This is a genomic window from Mycolicibacter terrae (assembly GCF_010727125.1).
Taxonomy (GTDB): Bacteria; Actinomycetota; Actinomycetes; order Mycobacteriales; family Mycobacteriaceae; genus Mycobacterium; species Mycobacterium terrae.
In genome coordinates, this window is record NZ_AP022564.1 from 4082052 (window position 1) to 4108867 (window position 26816).

A 26816-nucleotide genomic window follows, 5' to 3' on the forward strand; every position below is an offset into this window, starting at 1 on the left:
GGCGCCGAACGTGTAGCGACCGCCAGTTTTCGCCAAGATTTTCGCAACCGTTGCACGCTCGGCGAATCGGGCGAGCCCCGCCAGACGGCCGACTCAGGCCGGGGCCATCGCCGTTTCGACGGTCGTCAGCTGCTCGGAAAGTCCAGCGGCACGGCGGATGTCGACGAACTCGTTCACCAGTGCGGTGGTCACCTCGTGTGGGTCGTCAACGGTGGCGCCGTCGGTCAGCACCGAGATGTTGAGCTGGTCCACATAACTCCACACGGTGATGTTCAATCCGCTGCCGGCGGTCAACGGTCCCACCGAGTAGATCTCGGTAACCAGCGCGCCCCCAACCCGGCCCCGCTCCCGCGGGCCGGGCACGTTGGAGATGTTGAGATTGAGCACCTTGTTCTGCCCGTCCCGGCTGGACAGCCACCGGAACAGCGACTCCGCCGGCGCCGGCGGGAGGTACGCCGACCACCTGCTGACCAACTCTGGCCCGACCAGGTGGTGGGCCTCCTTAGCCAGATTGGCTGCCTGCCTGGCATTTTCGACCCGTTCCAGCACGCCCTCGACGTCGACCGGCAACGCCACCAGGACTCCGGAGAACCGGTTGCCGGAGATCCGGTCCGGGGAGAAATCGAAGCTCATCGGCACCGACGCCAACAGTGGATGGTCCGCCTTTCCGTCGTAGCGCAGCAGCAGCGTGCGCAACGCGCCGGCCGAGATCGCCAGGACCAGGTCGTTGATCGTGGCCCCCAACTGCTTGCTGGTCGCCTTGATGTCGGCCAGCGCGAGGGTGGCGGTGGCGAACCGGCGTTCCGCGGTGAGCATGTGGTTGATGAAGGTCGGTGGCGGGGTGAACGGCCGGGTCAGTTCGGCGGACAGCTTCCGGCTACTGCGCCGGACCCGCCCGACGCCGGCCGCGGTATAGCGGATCGTCGCCGGGATCCTGCCCAACTGCCGCAGATGGTCGCGGAACGCCGAACGCACCAGTTGGCCACCGGTCGGCGGTGGATCGGTTTCGTAGGAATCCCGTTCGAACTGCGGGCCGGTCAGCAGGTCCATTCCGCGGGCCATCAGATTCGCCGAGGCTATTCCGTCGGCGAGCGCGTGGTGGATCTTGCCGACCACCGCGATCCGGTTCGCCAGGCCCTCGATGAAGTACATCTCCCACAGCGGGCGGCTACGGTCCAGCGGCGTACTGGCGATCTGCCCGATGGCCTCGTCGAGTTCGCGGCGACCGCCCGGCGCAGGCAGCGACCACGGCCGGATGTGGTAGGTCAGGTCGACTTCACAGTTCTCCCGCCACATCGGGTGGTGGAATTTGCCGGGGATGTCCACGAGTTGGTAGCGGAACGGGTCCAGCTTGTAGAGCCGGCTATGGATCACCCGGCGGAAGGCCTCGACGTCGAACCCGCGCCGGTCGAGGTCCAGCTCGATCACCGCCACCTTCAGGGTGTGCATATGCACGTTCGGTGTCTCGCTGTAAAGCAGCACCGCGTCCCAGCCGCTGAGCCGCTTCACCGTCGAACCATCCCCATGCAGGGACCTTACCGCGGCCGCCGGTGTTCAGATGACCTGTTTGCTGCCGATCGTGGTGCGGTCCCGATGAATTTGATTGAGGAACAACCCGATTGCCGTGCTCACCGCACCGGTGCGGGCTCCGTCGGTCATATCGAAGCCATGTCCTGCTCCCGGTAGTTCCAGGTACCCGACCTTGGAGTGGGACACGGCCCGTAACCGGTCGGCGAAGGCCCTGGCCTGCGCGACGGGGATTACGGTGTCGGCACTGCCGTGCACCACCAGGAACGGGGGCGCCCCGGAATGTACCTGCGCGATCGGCGAGGCCTTGCGGTAGAGGTCACCGTGTCGCCGGATCGATCTGCCGACCACCACCCGTTCCAGGAAGTCGACGAACGCGACCCGCTCGGGAGTGGACCGGTCCTGCCAGTCGTAGCGTCCGTAGATGCCGACGACGGCGTCCACCGAGGTGTCGGCGCCGTCGGGGAGTTGGTCGGCGTAGTCCCGATCGCCCCGGCCGCTTCCGGTCAGTCCGGCCAGCGCGGCCAGATGTCCGCCGGCCGAGGAGCCCGCCACGGCGATGAAGTTGCGATCGCCGCCGAATTTGTCGACGTTGGCGTGCGCCCAGGCGATCGCGGTCTTGACGTCGATGATGTGGCGCGGCCAGCGGTTGTGCGGCGCGACCCGGTAGTCGATGGACAGGCAGACCCAGCCGCGCTCGGCCAGGTGCGACAGCAGCGCATAGCCCTGCAGCGTCCGACTGCCGTGCACCCAGGCGCCGCCGGGGATGTAGATCAGCACCGGAGCCGGTGTCGTCGGCAACTCTCGGGGAGCCCACACGTCGAGCACCTGGGCGGGGTCACTGCCGTACCGCACGCCGGAACGGTGGATGTGGCGCCGGTGCTGCCACGCCTTCCACACCGGCGGCGCCTGCTGCGGCTGGGGCCAGTCGATGTCCAGGTCGGCGGCGGTGACGACGCCGCGCAGGGCGGCCTCGGAGACCGCCCGGGTCTGTTCACGCTGGCGCTGGCGGACGGTGGCGGCCCCCGGCGTCAGCCACGATTTGGCCGCGCTGGACAGGAACTCCGGCATGTGGCGAGTACCCCACACCCCCATCGCGGTCATCCCGCCCAGGGGTTCCAGCCGCTTCCCGACCACCGGCAGGGAAGCTGAAGCGACGCTGAATGCCAGCAGGTAGTCCGCAGGTCGGGCCCGCTTCAACCAGCGCAGGCGGCCGGTCAGGTTCCAACCGGTCTCCCCGGTCTGCGGTGCTGCTGTCATTGGGGGAGAGTACCGCGCTGACGCGAGAGTAAACGGTAATCGGGTGGGTAGTCGGCCGCCGTCAACGGGGACCGGCAATACTGAGCCAGTGGTAAGCAGCGGGTTCCATCCAGATCTGCGCAGAGCCGCCCGATTTCTTCCGCGTGGCGGAATCGGGCCCCGGACATTGCCCCTGCTGCGGGCGCTCGCCGGCATGCAGGGCCGTCGCAAACCCGGCGGCATCGACGTGCTGCCGCTGCCGTCGGGCGGCAACGTCCGGGTTTTTCGGCCACGCGACGGGTCCACCGACCCCGCCCCTGCATTGCTGTGGATCCACGGCGGCGGCTACGTGCTCGGCCAGGCCGCCCAGGATGACCGGCTCTGCCGGAGGTTCAGCGACGAACTCGGTATCACCGTCGCGTCGGTGGACTACCGGCTGGCACCCGAGCACTCCTATCCCGCCGGGTTGGAGGACTGCTGGGAAGGGCTGACGACGCTGGCCGGGCTGCCCGGAGTCGACCCGGCGCGGGTGGCGATCGGCGGGGCGAGCGCAGGCGGTGGATTGGCGGCCGCTCTGGCGCAACTGGCCGTCGACCGCGGCGGGGTCCAACCGGTGCTGCAGTTGCTGGTCTACCCGATGCTCGACGATCGCAGCGCGCAGCTACCGGCCGATCCGGGCTACCGGTTGTGGAGCCCGCGGAGCAATCGGTTCGGCTGGACGTCGTATCTGGGCGATGCAGATCCGCAGGTCGCGGTGCCGGCTCGGCGCACCGATCTGAGCGGGCTGGCGCCGGCCTGGATCGGCGTGGGCACCCTGGACATGTTCCACGACGAGGATCTGGCCTACGCGGACCGGCTCCGGCAGGCAGGCGTGCCGTGCGAGGTCGGAACCATCGCGGGTGCGTTCCATGGTTTCGATCTGCTGCTGGCCAAGGCGCCGGTCTCGCGGTCGTTCTTCGCCAGCCAGTGCGCCAGCCTGCGAAACGCATTCGCTCGGGAGGGCTGATCAGATGGTGGGTTCTGAGGAGCTGCGCGCGCTGCGCGGTGCGATCGCCGAGTTGATGGCCAAGACCGACGACGGTGGCTGGGACGAACTGGGCGCGATGGGCCTGCTGGGGCTGCTGGTGCCCGAACAGTACGGTGGCGCCGGCGCCGGACCGGTCGAGTTGGGCGTGGTGGCCGAGGAGCTGGGCCGGGCACTGTTCGCCGGCCCGTACTTGTCGACGGCCGTGCTCGCGGTGAATCTCCTTGCGGTCCTCGATGATCCGACGCAAAGCGAGACCGTGCTGCCGGCGATCGCCGCCGGGCGGTCCCGGGTTGCGGTCGCTTTCGCCGAGGGTGCCTCGACCCGCCCGCCGGCGGCTCCCGTGACATCCGCGCGCGGCGACGGGACGGCGCTGGTTACCGGTGAGAAGCGGTTCGTGCTCGACGCCGACTCCGCTGATCTGCTCTACGTCCTGGCCACCACCGACACCGGGCCGGGCGTTTTCGCCGTCGATCCCGCCGGGCCGGGCGTCACCGTGGAACCGTCGACTACGGTCGATCAGTCCCGCCGGTTGTGCGCCGTCCGCTTCGCCGATGCCCCGGCCACCGCGGTCGGCACGCCGGGAAGCGGCGTCGAGGCGTTGACGGTGGCGCTGGACCACTCGGCGGTGGCGCTGCTCGGCGAGCAGGCCGGTGCGGCCCGGCGCGCGATGGAGATGGCCCGCGACTACGCCAAGACCCGCTATCAGTTCGGCCGGGCGATCGGCAGCTTCCAGGCCGTCAAGCACATGTGCGCCGACATGCTGTTGGAGGCCGAGTCCGCGGTGTCGGCCGCGCGCCACGTCGCCGCGGCTGCCGCCGACGGTTCGCCGGGCTGGCTCGCCGACCTCGCGCTGGCACAGGCCTACTGCTCGGACGCATTCGTCTTCGTGGGCGCCACCAACATTCAGGTGCACGGCGGCATCGGATTCACCTGGGAGCACCCCGCGCACCGGTATCTGCGCCGGGCCCGCGGCGACGCCCAGCTGTTCGGCAGCCCCTCCTGGCACCGCGAGCGCTACCTGCGTGAGATCGGAGCGTGAGATGACCGACACCGACGACGCCTTGCGGGCCGAGGTCCGGGCCTGGCTGGCCGCCAACTGGTCACCCGACACCGACCGGGCCACCTTCGCCACGGCCGTCCTGGAAGCGGGCTGGGCCGCACCCAGCTGGGAGCCGAGCTGCTACGGCCGCGGGCTCACCGACCGTCAATCCCGGATGGTGGCAGCCGAATTCACGGCGGTGGGCGCCCCGGGAACAGGGCACGACCGGGCCGACCTGTTCGCCTGCACCGTGCACGACTGTGGCTCCGAAGATCAGAAGCGCAGGCTGCTGCCCCCGGCGTTGCGCGGCGAGAGCAAGTGGTGCCTGCTCTACAGCGAACCCGGCGCGGGATCGGATCTAGCCGGCCTGCGCACCCGCGCCGAACGCGACGGCTCCGACTGGATCGTCAACGGGCAGAAGGTGTGGACGTCGTTCGCGACCACCGCCGACTACGGCTTACTGGTGGCGCGTACCGACCCCGATGTGCCCAAGCACAACGGCATCACGTTCTTCATGCTGCCGATGCGCCAGCCCGGTGTGGAGATCCGACCGATCCACCAAATCACCGGCGAATCGGAGTTCAACGAGGTGTTCCTGACCGACGCCCGGGTGCCCGACGCGAACCGGATCGGTGAGCCGGGTGCCGGCTGGTCGGTGCTGCAGGTCGCGTTGGGTTACGAGCGCCGGCTGATGGGTGATGTCGCGCGTACCACCCGCGGCCGCCGTGAGAAGTCCGGCGACCTGGTCGAATTGGCGCGCGACGCCGGTTGCCTGGGCGACTCCCACATCCGCCAGCAGATCGCCCGCGCGCAAGCGCTGTCCACGGTGAACCGGTGGAACACCCAGCGGGCCAAGACCAGTACCGACCGCGCCGAGGCCGCGACCCTGCTGGCGCTCGGCAAGATCGCGATGTCCCGGATCCTGCACGAGACGGCCCGGGTGGCCACTGAGATCGTCGGCGCCGAGTCGATGCTGAGCGGACCGGAGAATCCGGTCGGTGACGCGGTGACGTTCCGGGCGCTCAACGCCTACTTCACCTCCATCGGAGGCGGCACCGATCAGATTCAGCGCAACATCATCGGTGAGCGGGTGCTCGGCCTGCCCAAGGAGCCCGACCCGTACCGGGATGCCCCGTTCCGCGAACTCCCGCACTAGAACTGCAGGGCGGTGAAACGCCAGTCCAGCACCTGACGATCCGTCTCGCCGGCGGCCCCGGCCGCATAGACCAGAGATCGCAACCCCAGGACGTTGTCGGCGGCCGATTCGACATGCAGTTCGCTGTAGAGGGTGTCGCCTTCGTGGACCGGACCGGTGTGATCGCAGGACTTCCAGCCCAGCACCGTGACCAGATTCGGCAGTAGACGGCAGGCCTGCGCCAGCGCCAGTCCGATGGTGTGGCCGCCGTAGACCAGGCGCTGCCCCGCCACCCGCGAGTCATGGTGGGTGGCAGCGATATTGAGTGTCAGGCGGGCCAATTCCGGGGCCGAGCTGACCACATCGCCGCTACTGGTCAGCACGGCACCTTTCACGCCGGCCTCGGCATGGTCGAAATGCGGGCCGGGAACCCGCCGCCGGAACTCTTCGGCGTCCCAGTGCGCGGTGACATCCGGTGGCGCCGCGAGTCCGGCGCCGACGGTGGACAGATCGTCGCGGTGGCCGGTGTCGGAAGCACCCGGTGACAGCGGCAGCATCGCGCAGCGGTAGAAGTCGAGCACCAACCGGTCGACCTGATCGATGGTGGTCACCCGCAGCGCCACCAGCCCGGTGGGCTCCCGGCCGGGCCTCGCCGAGTTCTGTTTCAGCCCCACGACTTCGGTGCGGGTGAACAGCGTGTCGCCGATCACCGGGAATCGGAAGAAGGCCAGGCCCCGGTAGAACAGGTTGGCCTTGACACGGCGGGTGACCAACGTGGACTGCCCGATCGCGACGTCGCACACCAGGCCAGGGTGGGCCAGCGGCGTGGTCGCCCCGGTGACCACCCGGGACAGCTCGGCGTCCAGCGGCAGACGCAGCCGGTCGCCGAGGATCGCCTGATGCAGTGCGGCGGCGCCGGCTGTCAGCGTCATCGCCGGGGCCGCGTCGAACACCTGACCGACTTGGAGTTCGTCGAAGTAGGGGCCGCTCGTCATCTGGAAATCCTGACATACGGTGAACCAATGACGTCCCCGCTGACCGACGAAGAGTCGATTCTGGTCGAGACCGTCCGCCTGTTCGTCGACCGGGAGGTGAAGCCGACCGTTCGCGATGTCGAACACGCCAACACCTATCCCGAGGCCTGGATCGAGCAGATGAAGCACCTCGGCATCTACGGGCTTGCCATCCCCGAGGAATACGGCGGCAACCCGGTGTCGATGCCGTGCTACGTACTGATCACCCAGGAGCTGGCGCGTGGCTGGATGAGCCTGGCCGGCGCGATGGGCGGGCACACCGTCGTGGCCAAACTCCTGACATTGTTCGGCACCGAGGAGCAGAAGCAGCGCTATCTGCCCGCCATGGCCACCGGCGCGCTGCGGGCCACCATGGCGCTGACCGAGCCGGGAGGCGGCAGCGACCTGCAGAACATGACCACCACCGCGGTGCCTGCTGCGGCACCCGACACGTTGGTGATCAACGGCGCCAAGACCTGGATCTCCAATGCTCGCTACTCGGGTTTGATCGCGCTGCTGGCCAAAACCGATCCGAAGGCCACCCCGCGGCACAGCGGGATCTCGGTGTTGCTGGTGGACAACCCGATTGACGGACTGACGATCTCCCGAGACCTGCCCAAGTTGGGCTACAAGGGCGTGGAGAGCTGTGAGCTGAGTTTCGACGGTTGCCAGGTGCCGGCCACGGCGGTGCTGGGCGCAGTACCGGGCCACGGCTTCGCCCAGATGATGAAGGGCCTGGAGACCGGTCGCATCCAGGTGGCGGCACGAGCCTTGGGGGTGGCGACCGCCGCGCTGGAGGACGCGCTGGCCTACGCCCAGCAACGGGAGAGTTTCGGTCAGCCGATCTGGAAGCATCAAAGTGTCGGTAACTATCTGGCCGACATGGCCACCAAACTGACCGCCGCCCGCCAGCTCACCCGCTACGCCGCCGAACGCTACGACAGCGGGCAGCGCTGCGACATGGAAGCCGGCATGGCCAAGCTGTTCGCCTCCGAGACGGCGATGGAGATCGCGCTGAACGCGGTGCGCATCCACGGCGGTTACGGCTACTCCACCGAGTACGACGTGGAACGCTACTTCCGGGACGCACCGCTGATGATCGTCGGCGAGGGCACCAACGAGATCCAGCGCAACGTGATCGCCGCACAGTTGGTGGCCCGCGGCGGGATCTAGCCCGCTCGGGCCGCCGGTGTTCCCGGAGGTGGTTGCCCGGTTCGGGTCGCCCCAACCGGCACCACCGAAGGCGCCGTGTTGGGCCGATTTGCGTCCGGTTCGAGCGTCGCGTCCTACCGGAGGAAGTCGGTCGGATGGAACTATCGCGGTATGGGCAGCTATTCCTGGGCCGTGGTCGGCGCGGGCCCGGCCGGCATCGCCGCGGTGGGCCGGCTACTTGACCACGGCATCGCCGGGAAGGAGATCGCGTGGATAGACCCGGAATTTGGCGCCGGCGATCTCGGAGCCAAATGGCGGGCCGTGCCCAGCAACACTCACGTCGGACTGTTTCTCGACTACCTGAACGCCTCCGCGTCCTTTCGCTTCGGACAAGCGCCTCCGTTTGAACTGGGGAACATCGATCCGGGCCAGACGTGCCCGCTGCGGATGGTCGCCGATCCGCTGGTGTGGGTCTCGGGTCAGCTGCGCGAGGAGGTCGTACCGATGCCGACGGTGGCCACCGAGCTCTGGCTACGTGACCGCCGCTGGACGGTACGCACCGGTCAGGGCGACCTCACGTCGAAGAACGTCATCCTTGCGATCGGATCGGTTCCCAGGAAGCTCAGCCACACCGGGCTCGAAGAGATCCCGGTCGAAGCCGCCCTCGATCCAGGCAAACTCGCAGAACTCGATCTCGACGGGGCCGTCGTCGCCGTGTTCGGCTCGTCGCACTCGTCGATGATCGCCCTGCCGAACCTTCTGGAGACGCCGGTACGCAATGTGATCAACTTCTATCGCAGCCCGCTCAAATATGCTGTTTATCTGCAGGATTGGATACTGTTCGACGACACCGGCCTCAAAGGGCAGGCCGCCCGGTGGGCCCGGGAGAACATCGACGGAACCTACCCGCCGCGCCTGGACAGGTGCTCGGTCAACAGTCCCGAGTTCGGTGAGCGCCTCCGGGAGTGCAGCCACGTCGTCTACACCGTGGGATTCGAGCGCAGACAGCTTCCGGTGACACCTCAATGGGGGCCGCTGAATTACGATGCCAGCAACGGGATCCTGGCTCCCGGGCTGTTCGGGATCGGCATCGCTTTCCCCGAATACCGGATTACCCCGCTGGGATCCGGCGAGTACCGGGTCGGCTTGCACAAGTTCATCCAGTTGCTCGATGATGCCCTGCCGCTGTGGCTGCGCTACAGCACGTGATCACCCGGAGTACTTCGCCACCAGCTCGTTCTTGTACAGCTTGCCGGTGTCGGTGCGCGGCAGTTGCGCCTCGAAGGAGATCGAACGCGGACACTTGTAGTGCGCCAATCGTTCTCGCAGCCAATCTGACAGCTCCTCGGCGAAGGCGTCGGTGGCGTCGGACGGATCGACGGTTTGCACCACCGCTTTGACGCGCTGTCCCATCTCGTTGTCCGGGATGCCGAACACCGCCGCGTCCATCACCTTCGGATGGGTGATCAACAGGTTCTCGGCTTCCTGCGGGTAGATGTTCACACCGCCCGAGATGATCATGTGGTGCCGGCGGTCGGTGAGGTACAGATACCCGTCCTCGTCGAGGTAACCGATGTCGCCGACGGTGGCCCATCCGCGGCTGTTGCGCGAATTGGCCGTCTTGTCCGGGTCATTGAGATATTCGAAGGTGTTGCCGCCCTCGAAATAGATCTCGCCGGGCTGGCCGGCGGGCAGTTCGTTGCCGTCCTCGTCGAGGATGTGCACCCCGCCCATCATCGGCTTGCCGACCGAGCCCGGACGGGCCAGCCACTCCTCGGCGCTGATCAGCGTCGATCCGTGCGCCTCGGAGGAGGCGTAGTATTCGTCGACGATCGGGCCCCACCAGTCGATCATCTGCTTCTTGATCTCCACCGGGCACGGCGCCGCCGCGTGCATCACCCGCTGCAAACTGGAGACGTCGTAGGAATCCCGTACCGCGTCAGGCAATTTCAGCATCCGGGTGAAGTGGGCCGGAACGAACTGGGCATGCGTGACCCGATGGCGCTGGATCGCGTCGAGGCAGCCCTCCGGATCGAACTTCTCCAGCACCACCGTGGTGATACCGGCGGCCTGCACCTGCATCGACCACACCGACGGGGCGGTGTGATACAGCGGCGCCGGGCTCAGATAGACCGAGTCGGGAGTCATCCACACCGACACCAGCATCGACATCAGCCCCGGCGCCTCGGCCGGCGGTAGATGCGGCAGTGCACGTTTAATCCCCTTGGGTCGCCCGGTGGTCCCCGACGAGTACTGCAGCAGGTCGCCCTCGATCTCGTCGTCGATCGGCGTGACGGGTTGATCGGCAACGCATTCCGGATAGCGCTGCCAACCGTCCAGGTCGGCCTCTTCGGTTCCCGAGGCGATCATCAGCAGCTCGGGAAGGCCGTTGGGCAGGTACTCGGCCAGGTTCTCGCAGGTCTTGCGCAGCGCTGCGGAACCGATGACTCCCTTGGCGGCGCTGTTGTCGATGATGTAGGCGGCCTCGGCGGCGGTCAGGTGGGTGTTGATCGGAACGTAGTACAGGCCGCTGCGCCGCGCCGCCCACATCACCGCATGGATGTGCTCGTTGTTCTCCATGAGGATCGCCACGGTGTCACCCTCGACCAGCCCGGCGCGGCGGAAGTAGTGCGCCAACCGGTTGGCGCGCGCCTCGAGGTCATCGAAGGTGATGACGGTGCCGGACGGGTGCAAGATGATGGCCGGCTTGTCGGCGCCGAGATGCTCGCGAATCTGCATGCGCAGACTGTACCGCCGCCAAACTTGACGGGTGTCAACTGGTCGGGTTCGGGCCGAGTTCGCTGATCATAAAGGCGCCCCGGGCAACGAGGGCGGCGGCGACGTCGGGATCGGTACGGACGCGGTCGGGAAGATTCCCGGTCGAGAACAGCGTCGCGAAACCGTGCGACATCGACCAACCCGCTATGACCCGAAATTACCGGTCTTAGTCTTAGTCCAGTCGGACTAACCCCGTGTCTGCTCGCCAGGGATTAACCCAGGCGCTGCTTGAGGGCGTCGAATTCGTCGCGCAGGCCGGTGGGCAGCTGGTCGCCGATGAACTCGAACCACTCCTCGATCAGCGGCAACTCGGCACGCCACTCGTCGACGTCGACGGTCAGCGCCTGCTCCACATCGGCGGGGTCGACCTCGAGTCCGGCCAGCTCCAGATCTGAGGCGTGCGGCACGGTGCCGATCGGCGTGGACTCGCCGGAGCCCTTGCCCTCGACCCGGTCGATGATCCACTTGAGCACCCGGCTGTTCTCACCGAATCCGGGCCACAGGAAGCGGCCGTCCTCGCCGCGGCGGAACCAGTTGACGAAGAACACCTTCGGCAGCTTGGACTCGTCGGAGTTCTTGCCGATGTCGATCCAGTGCTGCATGTAGTGGCCGGCGTTGTAGCCGATGAACGGCAGCATCGCCATCGGGTCCCTACGGACCTTGCCCACTGTGCCTTCAGCGGCGGCTGTCTGCTCGGAACCCATTGTGGCGCCGATGAACACACCGTGCTGCCAGTCGCGGGCCTCGCTCACCAACGGAACGGTGGTCTTGCGCCGAGCGCCGAACAGGATCGCCGAGATCGGCACACCGGCCGGGTCGTCCCACTCCGGGGCCAGGATCGGGCACTGCGACATCGGGGTGCAGTACCGCGAGTTCGGGTGCGCGGCAGGGGTGCCCGACTCGGGCGTCCAGTCGTTGCCCTTCCAGTCGGTGAGGTGCTCCGGGGTCTCCCCGTCGATGCCCTCCCACCAGATGTCGTTATCGTCGGTGTGCGCGACGTTGGTGTAGATGGTGTTGCCGGCCTCGACGGTCTTCATCGCGTTCGGGTTGGAGCTGTAGGAGGTGCCCGGCGCCACGCCGAAGAAGCCGGCCTCCGGGTTGACCGCATAGAGCCGGCCGTCCTTACCGAACCGCATCCAGGCGATGTCGTCGCCGAGGGTCTCCGCGCGCCAACCAGGGATCGTGGGCTGGATCATGGCCAGGTTTGTCTTGCCGCAGGCCGACGGGAAGGCGGCGGCGATGTAGTAGGCCTTGTTCTCCGGAGAGATCAGCTTGAGGATCAGCATGTGCTCGGCCAGCCAACCCTCGTCGTGGGCCATCGCCGAGGCGATCCGCAGCGCGTAACACTTCTTGCCCAGCAGCGCGTTGCCGCCGTAGCCGGAGCCGTAGCTCCAGATCTCCCGGGTCTCCGGGAAGTGGGTGATGTACTTCTCCTCATTGCACGGCCACGGCACGTCCTGCTGACCCTCGGCCAGCGGCGCACCCACCGAGTGCAAGCCCTTGACGAAGTCCCCGTCGGTGCCGATCTTGTTCAGCGCCGCGGTACCCATCCGGGTCATGACCTTCATCGAGGTCACCACGTAGGCCGAGTCGGTGATCTCCACGCCGAGCTTGGGGTCCTCAGCACCCAGCGGCCCCATGCAGAACGGCACCACGTACATCGTGCGACCACGCATGCAGCCCCGGTACAGCTCGGTCATGGTGGCCCGCATCTCGTCGGGGTCCATCCAGTTGTTGGTAGGGCCGGCGCCCTCCTCGGTGCGGGTGCAGATGAACGTCCGGGACTCGACCCGGGCCACATCGGCGGGGTCGGAGAGCGCCAGGTAGGAGTTCGGCTTCTTCGCCTCGTCGAGCTTGACCGCGGTTCCGGCCTCCACCAGCCCGGCCATCAACCGGTCCCACTCGCCGTCCGAACCGTCAGACCACTCCACCCGGTCCGGCTGGGTGAGCTCGGCGACCTCCTGGACCCAGGCCAGCAACCCGCGGTGTTTTGTCGGGGCGGTGTCCAGACCGGGGATGGTCGCTGAGGTCATTGAACTCTCCTGTTGTAACCTGTGTCACTTCGTGGCGTTGCCGCTGATGTGCGCCGCAGTCCACCTCTTATACCTTCATTAGATAAGAGGTTACCGTGCATATCGGCGCGCGGCGAAGCGGGCGTACACCCGGCTAGTCGGCGGCCGCTCGCGTGGTCTCCTCCGGACCCGATTCATCCAGTTGATCCGGCAGTAGCCCCAGCGTCGCCTCTCCTCCGTCGAGGCTCACTGAACTGCTCGGCTGATCCGGCAGCCCCAGCGTCGCCTCTCCTCCGTCGAGGCTCGCTGAACTGCCGAGTTCGGAGCGCACCGCGGCCAGTGCCCGCTGCAGCGTCGGCAGCTGCCGATCTCGCACCGCCGCGGCCCGGGCGCTCGCGGCGGCGTGCTCACGCAGTTCCCGGTCCAGCGCGGCGATCCGGTCAGCGGCCCGCGCCGCCTCGATTTCGTTGCGCTCGGCCAGTTCAGCGGTCAGTGCCGACTCGGCGGCCACCACCCGCAGCGCCACCTGCTCCTGCAGGGCCGAACGCAGCGCGGCGGCCGCATCTCCCACCCAGCGATCGAGCACCGCCCGGTCGCGCAGCAGTCCGCGGATGTGGACCACCCACACCGTGACGGCCACCCCGACAGCGACACACAGCACCGCACCGGCCACGGTCAAACCCGGGGCCAGATGGGCGAACAGCCGACTCAGCGTCAACGCCACCCCCATACCGAAACCGGCGCCGAGCAGAGTCATCAGCTGGGTCTCCAGGCGCCGGGACGCCAACGCCGGCGCTCCGGGCTCGCTCTGCGGAGCCGGCGGGGTCGAGGGCGCCGCCGCGGTGTCCCCGGACAGACCCAACTCCTGTGCGACGTCGGCCAGGTGCTCGGCGACGCCCTGGTCGACCTCGGCCACGACCTCCTGCAACCGGTCGCGCACATAGGCCTCGAACTCAGGCAGCCGGCGCCGGGTCATTCCCGCGGCGTCCTCGGCGAGCTCGCCGCGCACCGAGGCGCAGCGCTTGCGGGCGAAGTGGGCCAGCTGCACCCGGGCCTGGGCGATGCGGCTGCGCAATGCGATCGTCCGCTCGGATTTCGTGATCCGCCGCTGCCGCACCACCTCGTCGCGTTGCTCCTGCAGCAGCGCCACCCGGGCGCGCCGGCCCTCCGCGCGGGCGTCGCGGTCGATCCGATCGGCGTCGGTGCGCAGCTGAAACTCCCAGGACCGCAACCGGTTACGGCGCTCTACCGCACCGTCACCGAGCAGTTCGGCCAGTTCGGCGACCAGCCCGTCCACCCGCGGATCTCCCCGCTCAGGTGCCGCGGCCGCCCCCACCCACGCCACGTCGCGGTACCGCGGCGCGTAGTCGGCGAGGGTCTCGCGGGCCGCCTCCTGCATCTCCCGCCACTGGCGGTGCACGTCGATCTTGGACACCACACCGATCACCACGTCGGTGTGGGCGGCCGCGGCGTCGAGCAGCGCGCAGTCCGAGTCGGTCAGTGCCGCGGCCGCCGACACCACGAACACCACCGCCGAGGGCACCTCCCCCGGCATCAGGTCGGTGGCTTCCACCACGCGCCACTGCGGGAGCCGGTCGGCCAGTGCCGACGCCACCGCGCTGACCCCCGCCAGCCAGGGGCCGGTCACCATGATGGCGTCGCAGCGCCGCACCGCCGGCGGGCGCACCCCCGGAGCGATCTCGGCCACCAGGGCGTCCACCGCGGCGGCCGGGTCGGGGTCGGCGATGTCGCGAGCGGCGGTCATGAGCGGTCCCGTGTCGCGGCCCACTCCCGCAGCGACCCACGGGCGATGTCCGCGGCGCAGGCACGCCCGGTGATGCCCACCGGTGCAGTGCGGTAGGCCTGCCACCGGCGGGCTCGCCGCAGCACCGGGTCGCCCGGCGCCCATCGCTCTCCGAGCACGACCGCCGCCGCGGACATCCGGGCCGCCACCGTCGCGTCATCGGTCAGGAACTCATCGATGCGGGCGGCGAAATCCCGGCCGACCGCCAGCGCCTCCAGCCGGGCCACCGCCTCCGACATCCGCCGGTGGCGCACCCCGGCGCCCAGTGCGCCCAGGCGCGCGACGACGCCGTCGACGCCGCTGAGCCGGCGCAGCATCATCCGGGCCTGCGTCACGGTGCCGCCTCGCCGCGCCAGCTCGAGCACCCGCTCGATCCCGGACAGGTCGAGGGTGGCGCATAGCCGCTCGCGCACCGGCCGCGGCACCCCGTGCGGGCAGCGCACGAAGTGTTCGGCGCAGCTGAGGTCGGCGGGCTGCGCAGCGATTCCACACAACCCCGACCACAGCGCAGCGTCCAGTCGCTCCCCCAGCCCGGCGAGCGCGAACAGCGCCGACATCGATTCAGCCGGCGCGTCAGTGGCGGCCGCGACGTCGGTGACACCGCAACACCCCGCCAGGTCCACTTTGTTCAGCACCACCAGCACCGGCCTGCGCCGCGCCGCCCGCACCGCGGCGGTGTCCTCCGGCTTGACCGCTTCGGCGACCACATGGACGAGGGCGTCTGCCGGTGCGTCAGGCCGGTCGGCGACGCACACCCCGGCGGCGGACAACGCTGCCGCGACGGTGCGCCGGCCCACCCCGCGCCGGCCGAATACCGCAACCCGCAGCGGCGCGACGACGCCCGCGGCAATCGACGACAGCCCCGGATCGGAGATCTCGCCGGCCAGCCGGGTCAGCCCGTCGGCGAAGAGCTGGTGCCCCTGTATCACGACCATGCCTCCCGCATCGCCCAATCGGCCCGCACCTTCGAGGCCATGGTGTCAGCTGCGCTCCCGTGATGCGAGTCACCACTGCGCTTCGACGCCGATCTAGGCAACTGTTGGGTATCAATGTGGACCGCGCCGTGGGTACACAGCACCCCATGGGCCACCATGGACTGCATGCATGCGCAGCGCGACGTCGAGACGCCATCAGACGTCGCCGATATCGAAGCACCGACCCCACGGCGTGGCCGAAACTTCAGCGTCCGCTATCGCCACTCCGCGCTCTCCACCGGCCAGCGCCAGACCTGGGAGCGGCTCTGGCCCCAGCTGGGCGCGGACGTGGTGGCGCCGGAGGGTGCCGGCCGCCCCGATCCGCTGGACCCGCGCCCCTGGTTCGGTCGGGACGCCCCGCTGGTGCTCGAGATCGGCTGCGGAGCCGGCACCTCCACGGTCGCGATGGCCCGCGCCGAGCCCGATCTGGACGTCATCGCCGTCGAGGTCTACGAGCGTGGCCTGGCGCAGCTGCTCTGCGCGATCGAGCGGGAACAGCTGGGCAACATCCGGCTGCTGCGCGGCGATGGCCTCGACGTGCTGGAACACCTGATCGCGCGAGAGTCCCTGATCGGAGTGCGGGTGTTCTTCCCTGACCCGTGGCCCAAGGCCCGACACCACAAGCGCCGGCTGCTGCAGCCGTCCACCATGGCCCTGATCGCGGACCGGCTGCGGCCGGGCGGGGTGTTGCACGCGGCGACCGACCACGCCGGCTACGCCGAACAGATCGCCGAGGCCGGCGACGGCGAGCCCGGCCTGCGCCGGGTGACCGACCCTTCCGACCCTTCGAGGCGCGCCGGATTACCGATTTCGGTCGCCCGGCCCACCACCAAGTACGAAGCGAAGGGCCGCGACGCAGGCAGTGTGATCACCGAGTTGATCTGGGAGAAGCCATTGTGAGCGACACCGTGGCGGAGGTCCCCGGCCCGTCGATGGTCATCGCGGACCCGGCCGCTGAGGAGCCGCGGGCCCGCCGGGTGCTGCTGGTGTGGGACGCCCCGAATCTGGACATGGGTCTGGGTGCGATCCTCGGGCGGCGTCCGACCGGGGTGGAGCGGCCCCGCTTCGACGCGCTCGGGCGCTGGCTTTTGAACCGCACCGCCGAGATCTCGGCGAGCCACCCGCAGTGGCCGGTCGAACCCGAGGCCACGGTGTTCACCAACATCGCGCCGGGCAGCGCCGATGTCGTCCGGCCGTGGGTGGAGGCGTTGCGTAACGTGGGTTTCGCGGTCTTCGCCAAACCGAAGATCGACGAGGACAGTGATGTCGACTCCGACATGCTGGCGCACATCGCGTTGCGGAAGGAGCAGGGACTGGCCGCGGTGGCGGTGGCTTCCGCCGACGGCCAGGCGTTCCGGGAACCCCTGGAAGAACTGTGCGGGCTCGGCATAGCCGTCTGCGTGCTCGGATTTCGCGAACATGCCAGCTGGGCGCTAGCCTCGGATACCTTGGAGTTTGTCGACCTGGAAGACATTCCTGGTGTATTCCGGGAGCGGCTGCCGCGGATCAGCCTGGATTCGCTGCCGGAGCAGGGCGCATGGTTGCAGCCGTTCCGGCCGCTGAGCTCACTGCTGGCCTCGCGCGAGTGACAACTGGACAGCCTGACAAGGGGCGCGCGGGTCGAAAGATGTCTCAACAGACTTTAGTGAGGAGCGTATAGGTGTTCGCCTGGTGGGGTCGAACTGTATACCGCTACCGGTTCATCGTAATCGGCGTGATGGTGGCGCTCTGCTTGGGCGGTGGGGTCTACGGCATGAGTCTGGGTGACCATGTCACCCAAAGTGGCTTCTACGACGACGGCAGTCAGTCGGTCAAGGCCTCGGTCCTCGGCGACGAGGTGTACGGCCGAGATCGCACCAGTCATGTGGTGGCGGTGTTCACCGCGCCGGAGGGCGAGACCGTCGACGATAAGGCGTGGTTCGACGGGATCAAGAACGGGCTGAACAAGGTCAAGGCCGATCATCCCGATCAGATCATGAGCTGGGTCGGCTACTTCACCAATCCCGAAGCGCTCGCCAACATGGCCGACCCGGCCAAGAAGCACGCCTTCGCTTCGATCCAGATCGAGGGCGACGACGACGACACCATCCTCAAGAATTTCCAGACGGCCGAACCCGACTTACAGAAACTCGACGGCGGCAAGGTCGAACTCGGCGGTCTGCAACCGATCGCCAGCGCACTGACCGGGACCATTGCCAGCGACCAGCAGCGCATGGAGGTGCTGGCCCTTCCGCTGGTGGCGGTGGTGTTGTTCTTCGTGTTCGGCGGGGTGATCGCCGCCAGCCTGCCGGTAATCGTCGGCGGTTTGAGTATCGCCGGGGCGACGGGCATCCTGCAGCTCACCACCCATTTCGGGCCGGTGCACTTCTTCGCCCAGCCGGTGGTCTCGCTGATCGGTCTCGGTATCGCGATCGACTACGGCCTGTTCGTGGTGAGCCGGTTCCGAGAGGAGATCGCCGAGGGCTATGACACCGAGGCCGCGGTCCGGCGCTCGGTGATGACCGCCGGACGCACGGTGGTGTTCTCGGCGGTGCTGATCATCGCCTCGTGCGCCAGCTTGCTGGTGCTGCCGCAGGGTTTCGTGCACTCGTTGACCTATGCGTTCTTCGCCGCGGTGGGGCTGGCGGCACTGCTGTCGATCACCCTGCTGCCGGCCATCCTGGGCGTGCTGGGCTCCAACGTCGACGCGCTCGGGGTCCGCACGCTCTACCGTGTTCCGTTCCTGCGGGACTGGGAGTTCTCCAACCGCATCATCGGCTGGTTCGCCGAGAAGACCCAGAAGACCAAGACCCGCGAAGAGGTCGAGGCCGGCTTCTGGGGCAAGCTGGTCAACTTCGTGATGAAGCGGCCGTTGGCGTTTGCGATCCCGATCGTGGTCGCGATGATCCTGCTGATCATCCCGCTGGGCAAGCTGACGTTCGGCGGGATGAGCGAGAAGTACCTGCCGCCGGACAACACCGCCCGGGTGGCCCAGGAGCACTTCGACGAGATCTTTCCCGGTTTCCGCACCGAGAAGCTGACGCTGGTGATCCAGAGCACCGCCGACAAGCCGGTCTCCGATCAGCAGGTCGCCGACATCCGCAACCGGGCCATGGCGATCAGCGGCTTCGTCGAGCCGGACGACGACCCGGCCGAGATGTGGAAGGAGCGTCCGTATCTGCCCGGAGCGTCGAAGGACCACTCCGCCCGGGTGATTGAGAACGGCCTGATCAACCGCAACGACGCGGCCCAGAAGATCAAGGCGCTGCGCGCCATGAGCACACCCAAGGGCCTCACCGTGCTGGTTGGTGGCACCCCCGCGCTTGAGCAGGACAGCATCCACGCGATGGTCGACAAAGGGCCACTGATGCTGGTGATCCTGCTGACCACCACCACCTTGTTGATGTTCCTGGCGTTCGGCTCACTGGTGCTGCCGTTGAAGGCGGCGGTGATGAGCGCGCTGACCATCGGGGCGACGATGGGAATCCTCACCTGGATGTTCGTCGACGGGCACGGCGCCGGGCTGCTGAATTTCACTCCCACACCGTTGATGGTGGTGGTGATCGCGCTGGTTGTCGCGGTCGGCTGGGGTCTGGCCACCGACTACGAGGTGTTCCTGGTCTCCCGGATGGTGGAGGCCCGAGAATCCGGGATGTCGACCACCGAAGCCATCCGGATCGGTACGGCGACCACCGGGCGGCTGATCACCGCCGCCGCCCTGATTCTCGCCGTGGTTGCCGCGTCGTTCGTGTTCTCCGATCTGGTGATGATGAAGTACCTGGCGTTCGGCCTGATGGCGGCGCTGCTGCTGGACGCCACCGTGATCCGGATGTTCCTGGTGCCGTCGGTGATGAAGCTGCTCGGCGACGACTGTTGGTGGGCTCCGCGCTGGATGAAGCGCCTGCAGAACCGGATCGGGCTGGGCGAGATCCGGCTGCCCGACGAGCGGCGGAAGGTGACCCGCCGCTTCCCGGCGGCGACGGCCGCGCCGACGCCGGTAGGTGCCGCCGCGCCGCGGCCCGCGCACGACCCCACGCACCCCGCCCCGAGCGGATCCGTCCAGGCCCGCCCGCGCCCAGTCGAACAGTTGCCGACCAGGCCGGTGACCGGCAATCCGTCGGGCGCCCGGACCAACCGGATCAGCACCGGTCCCGACGAGCCGCCCACCACCCGGTTCTCGGCGGCCGAGGCGGTGACCGAGCGGGTGGAGTCCCCCGGCAACGACGGGGCCGTTCCGGAACGCGAGATCGAGTCATGGCTCGGCGAACTGCGCGGTGGCCGTGGCGCGCCGTCGTCGCGCCCGCGGGGCCGACCCGACACCCCGGAGTCGCAGCCCTCCGAGGAGCAGACGCGATCGCTGCCCAAGCCCCCGGAAAGCCCGGAGGCCGAGAACGTCGAGAACGCCCCCACCACGGCCATCCCGGTTCCGGGTTCCCCGGGCGCCCCCTCGAACCCCCCGGACCCGGACAACCCGCCGACCGAGAAGCTCACCGCTCCCGGCGACCAGGGCGACAAATCCGGCGACAACCCGCAGCGGCGCGGTGCCGCCGGTGGTCTCAGTGCGGCGGAGCTGCTGCGTCGGGAGGGCCGGTACTGATCGTGACGGCCGGTGGGTCTGACGACGTGTCGGACACGCTGTCGTCCGACGGACCGACCAGGACCCGCACCGCCCGGTCGATGAAGGCGATCAGCGGGACCGCCAGCAGCGCGCCCACGATGCCCGCCAGGATTCCTCCGGTGGAGATTCCCAGCACCACCGCCAGCGGGTGGATCGACACCGCGCGGCCCATCACCAACGGCTGCAGCACATGGGCTTCCAGCTGGTTGACCGCGATGATCAGGCCCAGGGTCACCAACGCATAGATCCAGCCCTTGGCGATCAGCGCGACGAGCACCGCCAGCAGTCCGGTGAGCACCGCACCGACCAAAGGAATGAAAGCGCCCAGGAACACCAGGGAGGCCAGCGGCAGCGCCAACGGCACCGCCATGATCGCCAGACCGACGCCGATTCCGACGGCGTCGACCAGCGCCACCAGGAAGGTGGCCCGGATGTAGCCGATCAGCGACTCGAAGCCGGCGATCCCGGCCTCGTGCACCCGTTCGCGCACCTCACTCGGGAAGAACTTGACGACGAACCGCCAGATGTTGCGGCCGCCGTAGAGGAAGAAGATCAGCGTGAACAGTACGACGAAGGCGCCGGTGAAGATCTTGGTGATGATCTCGGCCGTCGACAGCGCCCCGCTGGTCAGCTTGGCCTGATTGTTGCGCAACCCGGTGATAACGGTGTCGCCGGCGCTGTCGATCTGATCGCGGCTGAGATGCAGAGGCCCCTCGGTCAGCCACCGCTGGGTCGAGTTGACCACCTGGGTGACCTGCTCGACCAGGCCGGGCACCCCGTCGATGAACTGGTCGACCACGAAGCTCAGCAATCCGGCGAGCGCCGCCAGCCCGCCGAGCAGCAGCAGGAACACCGCCAAGCCGCGCGGCACCCCGCGCCGGTCGAGCCAATCCACGCCGGGCAGCAGCAACGCCGACATCATCATCGCCAGCGCCACCGGGACGACGATCACTTCGAGCCGCCGGGCGATCAGCAGTACCACCAGCGCCGCGGCGAACAACACCAGCAGGCGCCAGGCCCACGCCGCCGCCTTGCGCACCGTGGGATGTACGGATTCGTCTGCGCTGGCTGACATCCCGGTAGCGTAACGATGCCGCAGCGGGAGCACATCGAGTAGCCGAATATCCATGGCGCGCCGTTAACCTCTAATTCCGTGTCCCACGACGTGATCGGCGCCCCGCCCCGGGCCCCGCAACGTCCCGCCGGCGCCCGCTACCGGTGGGTGCGTCCGGTGATCCTCGGTGTCATCGCGGTGGTGCTGACCGTCGAGGTCGTGCTGGTGTGGGACCAGCTGGCCACCGCATGGCGCAGTCTGTGCAGCGCCGACGGTCGGTGGCTGTTCGGCGCGGTTCTGGCGGCGGCGGCGTCCATGCACAGCTTCGCGCAGATCCAGCGCACGCTGCTGCGCTCGGCCGGGGTGACCGTGAGCCAGTGGCGATCCGAGGCCGCCTTCTACGCCGCCAACTCGCTGAGCACCACGCTGCCCGGGGGTCCGGTGCTGTCGACGACCTTCCTGTACCGGCAGCAACGGCGCTGGGGAGCGTCGCCGGTGGTGGCGTCGTGGCAGCTGGTGATGTCGGGAGTGCTGCAGGCGGTCGGGCTGGCACTGTTGGGGCTCGGCGGGGCTTTCCTGCTCGGGGCACGCAACAATCCGTTCATCCTGCTGCTGACCCTCGGCGGCTTCGTCGCGTTGCTGCTGCTGGCCCAGGCGGTCGCATCACGGCCGGAGCTGATCGACGGTATCGGTGTCCGCGCGCTGTGCTGGGTCAACTCGGTGCGCGACAAGCCCGCCGGCACCGGCCTGGCGGCCTGGCGCGGACTGCTGGCGCAACTGGAATCGGTCAGCCTGGGCCGCCGAGCGGCGTCGACGGCATTCAGCTGGTCGGTGTTCAACTGGGTCGCCGACATCGCCTGCCTGGCGTGCGCGGCCTATGCCGCCGGCGGACGGGCGTCGGTGGCCGGTTTGACGGTGGCCTACGCCGCCGCCCGTGCCGCAGGAACGATTCCGCTGATCCCGGGCGGACTGCTGGTCGTCGAGGCGGTGTTGGTGCCGGGCCTGGTGTCCAGCGGGATGAGCCTGCCGGACGCCATCTCCGCGGTCCTGGTCTATCGGCTGATCAGCTGGCTGCTCGTCGGCGCCGTCGGTTGGGTGGTGTTCTTCTTCGTCTTCCGCACCGAGGACGCCGCCGACGGTGGCGCTACCGAACCGCCACCGGCTGAGTCACCCCGCCGGCCGGCGGGCCACTCACCGGCAGGCCGCCGCCGGGCAGCCCGCCCGGCAGTCCGCCCTGAGCCTGTGCGGCCTGCAGCAGCCCGAGCACCTGCGGCAGGCTGAGCGCCAGCTTGCACTGGTCGCTCACCTCCGTCACCGGCGCGGTGATCTTGGCCAGGTCATCGCCGACCTTCGGGTTGGCGTCGAAGTAGCTCTTGAGGTTTGCCAGGGTCTGCGGGCCCGGTTGCTGCTGCAGGGCCCCGGTGAGCACCTGGTTGGTGTCCGGGTGCGAGTCGAGGTAGTCGCCGGTGGAGGTGACGGCCTTACCCACCGTCCGGGCGAGCTCGCTGGCCACGCAGGGGTCCTTGGAAGCGGTCGCCGAGGGCGCGGACGGGACCGCCAGGACGGTGGCGGTGACAGCGCCGCCCAGGGCGGCGGCGGCGATCACGCCCGACAGGCTGCGCCGCAGGGCGGCACGGGTGATATTCACGAACACTCCTAACAACTGGCGAGATTCCCGGTCGGTTCCGCCACGCTGCGGACGCGCACTGGTGTTCTGCTGCCGAAGGATGCTCCGCGGGCGGCACCGGCACGATCCGAGAGGTCCGAGCGCCATCCTGTCAGCAACCACCGGCCGCCGCCACCCGAGCACACGTCGGCCTGGTCACAGTGCGGTTCCCAGACGGCATCAGACCAGCTCAGAGGCGAGGAGAAACCGCCAGCGCAACAGCCGGCTGCGGTAGGCTCGCAGCACGCGACGCACCGGTGCGGGCGAGAGCGGGGAGACCGAAATCCAGCAGTTAATGATGCGCTTCAGCAGCAACCTGCGCAGATTCCGCTGGGTGGTCTTCACAGGTTGGCTCCTGGCTGTGGTCCCGGCGCTCTACCTTGCCGCCACCCAGTCCGGTCACCTCACCGGCGGGGGCTTCGAGGTGGAGGGTTCGCAGTCGCTCCACGTGCAGTATCAGCTCGAGGACCACTTCCCCGACCAGGGCGCTTCGCCACTGGCATTGGTAGCCGCCCCGCGCGCCGAGGCCACCTACCAGGACATGCGGCACGCCGTCGCGTTGCTGCAGCAGGTTGCCGGCGAAGCCTCCAGCGTGACGGTGATTCCCGATCACACCCAGCCGCCGCCACGGCCCGACCGGCCCTACGTGGTGTCGCTCCGGGTGGACTTCAACAACACCGGAGCGGTCGACGTCGCCAAGAAGCTGCGGACCAAGCTGGGGGTGGAAGGCGAGCAACCCGGCCGGATCGAGAACGGTTCGGTGAACCTGTACGTGATCGGGCAGGGCGCGCTGGGGGCGGCGGCATCGGCGAAGACCAAGCAGGACATCGCGGCGGCCGAGCAGTGGAACATGCCGATCGTGCTGATCGTGTTGCTGGCGGTGTTCGGCTCCCTGGCGGCCGCCGCCATCCCGCTGGCGCTCGGGATCGGCACCGTGATCGTCACCATGGGGCTGGTCTACCTGCTGTCGATGTTCACCGCGATGTCGGTGTTCGTCACCTCGACGGTGTCGATGTTCGGGATCGCGCTGGCGATCGACTACTCGCTGTTCATCCTGATGCGCTACCGCGAGGAACTGCGGGCCGGCCGCCAGCCCCAGGAGGCGGTCGACGCCGCGATGGCGACGTCCGGGCTGGCGGTGGTGCTGTCCGGCCTGACCGTGGTGGCCTCGCTGACCGGCCTTTATCTGATCAACACGCCGGTGCTGGTGTCGATGGCCACCGGGGCGATCCTGGCGGTCTCCGTTGCGGTGCTGGCGGCGGTCAGCCTCACCCCGGTGGTGCTGGCCGTGTTCGGTCGCCCGGTCGCCAAACGGTCGGCTTTGCTGCACTGGTCACGCAGCCCGCAGAACGTGCCGTCACGGTTCTGGGCCCGCTGGACGGCTTGGGTGATGCGCCGCCCGTGGGTGTCGGCGCTGCTGGCTGCCGGTTTTTTGCTGGCACTCGCGGCGCCGGCGCTGTCGCTGGAGCAGGGCAACAGCATGCTGCGTCAGTTCGACTCCTCCCATGAGATCCGCGGCGGGGTCGCCGCGGCAGCCCAGGCCCTCGGCCCCGGTGCGTTGGGGCCGGTCCGGGTGCTGGTCACCATCCCCGGCGCGAACGCGTCGGCGCCCTCGCACGCCCAGACCTTCTCGGCGGTCCGTCAGGCGATGACGCAGGCGCCCAACATCGCCTCGGTGTCCCCGCCGGTCTTCGGCAACGACGACAGCAGTGGCCTGCTGTCCGCGGTGCTGTCGGTCGATCCCGAGGACATGGGCGCGCGCGAGACCATCGATTGGATGCGCGAACACCTTCCCGCGGCGGCCGGTTCGCCGTCGGTGCGAGTGGACGTCGGCGGGCCGACCGCGTTGATCAAGGACTTCGACGACCGGGTCGCGGCAGCCGAACCCATGGTGCTGGTGTTCGTCGCGTTGATCGCGTTCCTGATGCTGTTGATCTCGATCCAGTCGGTGTTCCTGGCGTTCAAGGGCGTCGTGATGACGGTGCTGTCGGTGGCCGCCGCCTACGGAAGCCTGGTGGCGGTGTTCCAGTGGGGGTGGCTGGAACGACTCGGGCTCGCGCCCACCGGGTCGATCGACAGCTTCATCCCGCCGATCGTGCTGGCCATGACGTTCGGCCTGTCGATGGACTACGAGATCTTCCTGCTGACCCGGATCCGGGAACGATTCCTGCAGTCCGGCAACACCCATGACGCCGTAGCCCACGGTGTGAGCACCAGCGCGCGCACCATCACCAGCGCCGCTCTGATCATGATCGCGGTATTCATCGGATTCGCGTTCGCCGGCATGCCACTGGTCGCCGAACTCGGGGTGGCCTGCGCGGTGGCGATCGCGGTGGACGCCACGGTGGTGCGATTGGTGCTGGTGCCGGCACTGATGGCGATGTTCGACGAGTGGAACTGGTGGCTGCCGCGCTGGCTGGCCCGGATCCTGCCCTCGGTGGACTTCGAGAAGCCGCTGCCCACAGTGGATCTGGGCGACGTCGTGGTGATCCCCGATGACATCTCCGCGCTGATCACGCCCAGCGCCGACCTGCGGGTGGTGGTGAAATCGGCGGCCCGGCTCAAAGACCTGGTTCCCGACGCCGTCTGTGTCGGCGACCCGCTGGCGCTGCGCGGCTGCGGCCACGCCGAGATTGTCACCACCAAGATCGAAGCGCTGCCGGTCGGCGCGGCGGCGGCGCCCGCCGGCGGCAAGATGAGGGGCCACGCGCTGGCCAGACTGGCCGGCGGCTGGCAGGCGCGCACCGGCACCGGTCGGGCGATGCCGAAGGCGGTGCGGCCGGTGCACCCGGTCACGGTGTGGCGACGCCGGCTCGCGGTCGCGCTCGACGCGCTGGAAACCGAGGCGTGGGCGGCAAACGAAATCGGGCTCGAGATTCCGGCGCTGTCACGGCGGCGCCCGATGGAGACCGCGGCCGTCCAACTGCCCACCGGCGACCGGCTGCAGATTCCCACCTGCGCCGAGACGCTGCGGCTCAAGGGGTACCTGCTGATGTCGCGCAACAGCCGCCGGGACTACGCCGAGCTCGCCGAGCTCGCCGACGTGCTCGACCCGGAAACCGTTGCTGAGGCGCTCAGCGGGATCGACAGGTACTACTCTGGTCAACCAGCCGAACGACAATGGATGGCCACGCAGCTGCTCTGTCGGCTCGCCGACCCGGAACCCGCCGAACGCGCGGAGGACGCCTCCGGCGACGGTGCGCTACCGGGCACGGACTGGGACCACGTCCGGGGCCGCTGCCTGGCTGTTGCGGTGGCGATGCTGGAGGAGGCGAGGTGACGTTGGCCGCGGACCGACGCCGTGGATCGCAGCCACCCCGGGCTGGTTCAAGACCCGATTCCCGGCCCGGCAGCACCGACCGGCCGGTGGAGTTCTGGCCCACCTCTGCCATCCGCTCAGCCCTGCAGACCGGCGACATCGCCACCTGGCAGCTGATCGTGGTGGCCCTCAAACGCGACCCCTACGGGCGCACCGCCCGCCAGGTCGAAGAGGTGCTGGAGGGCACCGAACCCTATGGCATCTCCAAGGCGCTGTCGGAGGTGCTGACCCGAGCCCGCGCGCACCTGGAGGCCAACGAACGCGCCGAGGTCGCCCGCCACGTGCGGGTGCTGATCGAGCGGTCGGGCCTGAGCCGACAGGAATTCTGCTCGCGGGTCGGGGTGCCCCCCGACACGCTCAGCGAATACCTCGACGGCAAGGTCAGTCCGCCGGCCTCGCTGATGATCCGGATGCGCCGGCTGTCGGACCGGTTCGTCAAGATGCACACCCGCGGCACGCCCGACGCCATCTGAGGCCGCG

At 68.7% G+C, this 26816-nt stretch carries 21 protein-coding genes and 1 pseudogene; 11 read left to right on the forward strand and 11 right to left on the reverse strand.

Features of this window, described 5'->3' with window-relative positions; translation table 11 throughout:
- Positions 1 to 93: 93 nt before the first annotated feature.
- Together G6N23_RS19290 and G6N23_RS19295 are read right to left on the reverse strand one after the other, a co-directional pair.
- Positions 94 to 1509 carry a WS/DGAT/MGAT family O-acyltransferase gene (locus tag G6N23_RS19290; protein WP_085260595.1) on the reverse strand — a complete coding sequence of 472 codons (1416 nt, stop codon included), beginning with the start codon at positions 1507 to 1509 and terminating at the stop codon, positions 94 to 96.
- 45 nt (positions 1510 to 1554) lie between these two features.
- Positions 1555 to 2787 (reverse strand): alpha/beta hydrolase, encoded by a 1233-nt coding sequence (locus G6N23_RS19295; protein ID WP_085260594.1) that lies wholly within the window; start codon positions 2785 to 2787, stop codon positions 1555 to 1557.
- 88 nt (positions 2788 to 2875) lie between these two features.
- Here G6N23_RS19295 and G6N23_RS19300 point away from each other — a divergent pair, with 88 nt between their 5' ends.
- From G6N23_RS19300 to G6N23_RS19310, 3 genes are read left to right on the forward strand one after another with little or no spacing between them, the layout of a single operon-like run.
- On the forward strand, positions 2876 to 3772 hold the full coding sequence (locus G6N23_RS19300; RefSeq protein WP_085260593.1) for an alpha/beta hydrolase: 897 nt from the start codon (positions 2876 to 2878) through the stop codon (positions 3770 to 3772).
- A gap of 4 nt (positions 3773 to 3776) precedes the next feature.
- Positions 3777 to 4832, forward strand: coding sequence for an acyl-CoA dehydrogenase family protein (locus G6N23_RS19305; RefSeq protein ID WP_085260592.1), 1056 nt, complete (start codon positions 3777 to 3779; stop codon positions 4830 to 4832).
- A gap of 1 nt (position 4833) precedes the next feature.
- A complete protein-coding gene (locus G6N23_RS19310; protein WP_085260591.1) occupies positions 4834 to 5988 on the forward strand; it encodes an acyl-CoA dehydrogenase family protein in 1155 nt (384 codons plus the stop codon).
- Here the strand turns inward: G6N23_RS19310 and G6N23_RS19315 are convergent.
- The gene (locus tag G6N23_RS19315) at positions 5985 to 6962 is read right to left on the reverse strand and encodes a MaoC family dehydratase (RefSeq protein ID WP_085260590.1); all 978 of its coding nucleotides are present in this window, start codon (positions 6960 to 6962) and stop codon (positions 5985 to 5987) included. The two genes, G6N23_RS19310 and G6N23_RS19315, sit on opposite strands and share 4 nt — an antisense overlap.
- A 27-nt stretch (positions 6963 to 6989) precedes the next feature.
- Between G6N23_RS19315 and G6N23_RS19320 the strand changes: the two genes are divergently transcribed.
- Complete coding sequence (locus tag G6N23_RS19320; protein ID WP_085260589.1) at positions 6990 to 8153, forward strand: acyl-CoA dehydrogenase family protein; 1164 nt, start codon at positions 6990 to 6992, stop codon at positions 8151 to 8153.
- 150 nt (positions 8154 to 8303) lie between these two features.
- Positions 8304 to 9341, forward strand: a complete 1038-nt coding sequence (locus G6N23_RS19325; protein ID WP_234808588.1) for an FAD/NAD(P)-binding protein — start codon at positions 8304 to 8306, stop codon at positions 9339 to 9341.
- On the opposite strand, the gene fadD4 is transcribed toward G6N23_RS19325, so the two are convergent.
- The 5 genes from fadD4 to G6N23_RS19350 form a co-directional block, all read right to left on the reverse strand.
- A complete protein-coding gene (gene fadD4, locus G6N23_RS19330; RefSeq protein ID WP_085260588.1) occupies positions 9342 to 10871 on the reverse strand; it encodes a fatty-acid--CoA ligase FadD4 in 1530 nt (509 codons plus the stop codon). It lies immediately after the preceding gene.
- Between the two features lie 34 nt (positions 10872 to 10905).
- Positions 10906 to 11043: a hypothetical protein gene (locus G6N23_RS19335; protein ID WP_179961141.1), complete on the reverse strand. Its 138-nt coding sequence runs from the start codon at positions 11041 to 11043 to the stop codon at positions 10906 to 10908.
- Between the two features lie 79 nt (positions 11044 to 11122).
- The gene (locus G6N23_RS19340) at positions 11123 to 12943 is read right to left on the reverse strand and encodes a phosphoenolpyruvate carboxykinase (GTP) (protein WP_085260587.1); all 1821 of its coding nucleotides are present in this window, start codon (positions 12941 to 12943) and stop codon (positions 11123 to 11125) included.
- Positions 12944 to 13076: 133 nt separating this feature from the next.
- Positions 13077 to 14687 carry a hypothetical protein gene (locus G6N23_RS19345; RefSeq protein ID WP_085260878.1) on the reverse strand — a complete coding sequence of 537 codons (1611 nt, stop codon included), beginning with the start codon at positions 14685 to 14687 and terminating at the stop codon, positions 13077 to 13079.
- Positions 14684 to 15661 (reverse strand): hypothetical protein, encoded by a 978-nt coding sequence (locus tag G6N23_RS19350; protein WP_085260586.1) that lies wholly within the window; start codon positions 15659 to 15661, stop codon positions 14684 to 14686. The genes G6N23_RS19345 and G6N23_RS19350 overlap by 4 nt, the downstream gene beginning before the upstream one ends.
- A gap of 165 nt (positions 15662 to 15826) precedes the next feature.
- Between G6N23_RS19350 and trmB the strand changes: the two genes are divergently transcribed.
- From trmB to G6N23_RS19365, 3 genes are all read left to right on the forward strand, one after another.
- Positions 15827 to 16600 carry a tRNA (guanosine(46)-N7)-methyltransferase TrmB gene (gene trmB / locus G6N23_RS19355; protein WP_085260876.1) on the forward strand — a complete coding sequence of 258 codons (774 nt, stop codon included), beginning with the start codon at positions 15827 to 15829 and terminating at the stop codon, positions 16598 to 16600.
- A gap of 32 nt (positions 16601 to 16632) precedes the next feature.
- Positions 16633 to 17289, forward strand: coding sequence for an NYN domain-containing protein (locus G6N23_RS19360; RefSeq protein WP_234808597.1), 657 nt, complete (start codon positions 16633 to 16635; stop codon positions 17287 to 17289).
- 71 nt (positions 17290 to 17360) lie between these two features.
- On the forward strand, positions 17361 to 20276 hold the full coding sequence (locus G6N23_RS19365) for a trehalose monomycolate exporter MmpL3 (protein ID WP_085260585.1): 2916 nt from the start codon (positions 17361 to 17363) through the stop codon (positions 20274 to 20276).
- On the opposite strand, the gene G6N23_RS19370 is transcribed toward G6N23_RS19365, so the two are convergent.
- Entirely contained in the window at positions 20236 to 21372 is a 1137-nt protein-coding gene (locus G6N23_RS19370) for an AI-2E family transporter (protein ID WP_085260584.1), read from the reverse strand. The genes G6N23_RS19365 and G6N23_RS19370 overlap by 41 nt on opposite strands.
- 78 nt (positions 21373 to 21450) lie before the next feature.
- Between G6N23_RS19370 and G6N23_RS19375 the strand changes: the two genes are divergently transcribed.
- Complete coding sequence (locus G6N23_RS19375) at positions 21451 to 22632, forward strand: lysylphosphatidylglycerol synthase transmembrane domain-containing protein (protein WP_234808587.1); 1182 nt, start codon at positions 21451 to 21453, stop codon at positions 22630 to 22632.
- Positions 22633 to 22648: 16 nt separating this feature from the next.
- Here the strand turns inward: G6N23_RS19375 and G6N23_RS19380 are convergent.
- Both G6N23_RS19380 and G6N23_RS19385 read right to left on the reverse strand, forming a co-directional pair.
- Positions 22649 to 23125: pseudogene (locus tag G6N23_RS19380) on the reverse strand (hemophore); the annotation flags it as partial.
- A gap of 72 nt (positions 23126 to 23197) precedes the next feature.
- Positions 23198 to 23362, reverse strand: coding sequence for a hypothetical protein (locus tag G6N23_RS19385; RefSeq protein WP_162291741.1), 165 nt, complete (start codon positions 23360 to 23362; stop codon positions 23198 to 23200).
- Here G6N23_RS19385 and G6N23_RS19390 point away from each other — a divergent pair.
- Together G6N23_RS19390 and G6N23_RS19395 are read left to right on the forward strand one after the other, a co-directional pair.
- The gene (locus tag G6N23_RS19390) at positions 23313 to 26297 is read left to right on the forward strand and encodes an MMPL family transporter (protein WP_085260583.1); all 2985 of its coding nucleotides are present in this window, start codon (positions 23313 to 23315) and stop codon (positions 26295 to 26297) included. The genes G6N23_RS19385 and G6N23_RS19390 overlap by 50 nt on opposite strands.
- Positions 26294 to 26809: a helix-turn-helix domain-containing protein gene (locus G6N23_RS19395; RefSeq protein ID WP_085260582.1), complete on the forward strand. Its 516-nt coding sequence runs from the start codon at positions 26294 to 26296 to the stop codon at positions 26807 to 26809. Before G6N23_RS19390 ends, G6N23_RS19395 begins: the two co-directional genes overlap by 4 nt.
- Positions 26810 to 26816: the final 7 nt, after the last annotated feature.

What these genes read in the sequence shown, in the direction of transcription:
- G6N23_RS19340 (WP_085260587.1), bottom strand. Translation starts at nt 12,943, where the DNA reads ATGACCTCAGCGACCATCCCCGGTCTGGACACCGCCCCGACAAAACAC.
- G6N23_RS19305 (WP_085260592.1), top strand. Translation starts at nt 3,777, where the DNA reads ATGGTGGGTTCTGAGGAGCTGCGCGCGCTGCGCGGTGCGATCGCCGAG.
- G6N23_RS19360 (WP_234808597.1), top strand. Translation starts at nt 16,633, where the DNA reads ATGGTCATCGCGGACCCGGCCGCTGAGGAGCCGCGGGCCCGCCGGGTG.
- fadD4 (WP_085260588.1), bottom strand. Translation starts at nt 10,871, where the DNA reads ATGCAGATTCGCGAGCATCTCGGCGCCGACAAGCCGGCCATCATCTTG.
- G6N23_RS19370 (WP_085260584.1), bottom strand. Translation starts at nt 21,372, where the DNA reads ATGTCAGCCAGCGCAGACGAATCCGTACATCCCACGGTGCGCAAGGCG.
- G6N23_RS19295 (WP_085260594.1), bottom strand. Translation starts at nt 2,787, where the DNA reads ATGACAGCAGCACCGCAGACCGGGGAGACCGGTTGGAACCTGACCGGC.
- G6N23_RS19315 (WP_085260590.1), bottom strand. Translation starts at nt 6,962, where the DNA reads ATGACGAGCGGCCCCTACTTCGACGAACTCCAAGTCGGTCAGGTGTTC.
- trmB (WP_085260876.1), top strand. Translation starts at nt 15,827, where the DNA reads ATGCATGCGCAGCGCGACGTCGAGACGCCATCAGACGTCGCCGATATC.
- G6N23_RS19335 (WP_179961141.1), bottom strand. Translation starts at nt 11,043, where the DNA reads ATGTCGCACGGTTTCGCGACGCTGTTCTCGACCGGGAATCTTCCCGAC.
- G6N23_RS19345 (WP_085260878.1), bottom strand. Translation starts at nt 14,687, where the DNA reads ATGACCGCCGCTCGCGACATCGCCGACCCCGACCCGGCCGCCGCGGTG.
- G6N23_RS19390 (WP_085260583.1), top strand. Translation starts at nt 23,313, where the DNA reads ATGATGCGCTTCAGCAGCAACCTGCGCAGATTCCGCTGGGTGGTCTTC.
- G6N23_RS19320 (WP_085260589.1), top strand. Translation starts at nt 6,990, where the DNA reads ATGACGTCCCCGCTGACCGACGAAGAGTCGATTCTGGTCGAGACCGTC.
- G6N23_RS19350 (WP_085260586.1), bottom strand. Translation starts at nt 15,661, where the DNA reads ATGGTCGTGATACAGGGGCACCAGCTCTTCGCCGACGGGCTGACCCGG.
- G6N23_RS19325 (WP_234808588.1), top strand. Translation starts at nt 8,304, where the DNA reads ATGGGCAGCTATTCCTGGGCCGTGGTCGGCGCGGGCCCGGCCGGCATC.
- G6N23_RS19310 (WP_085260591.1), top strand. Translation starts at nt 4,834, where the DNA reads ATGACCGACACCGACGACGCCTTGCGGGCCGAGGTCCGGGCCTGGCTG.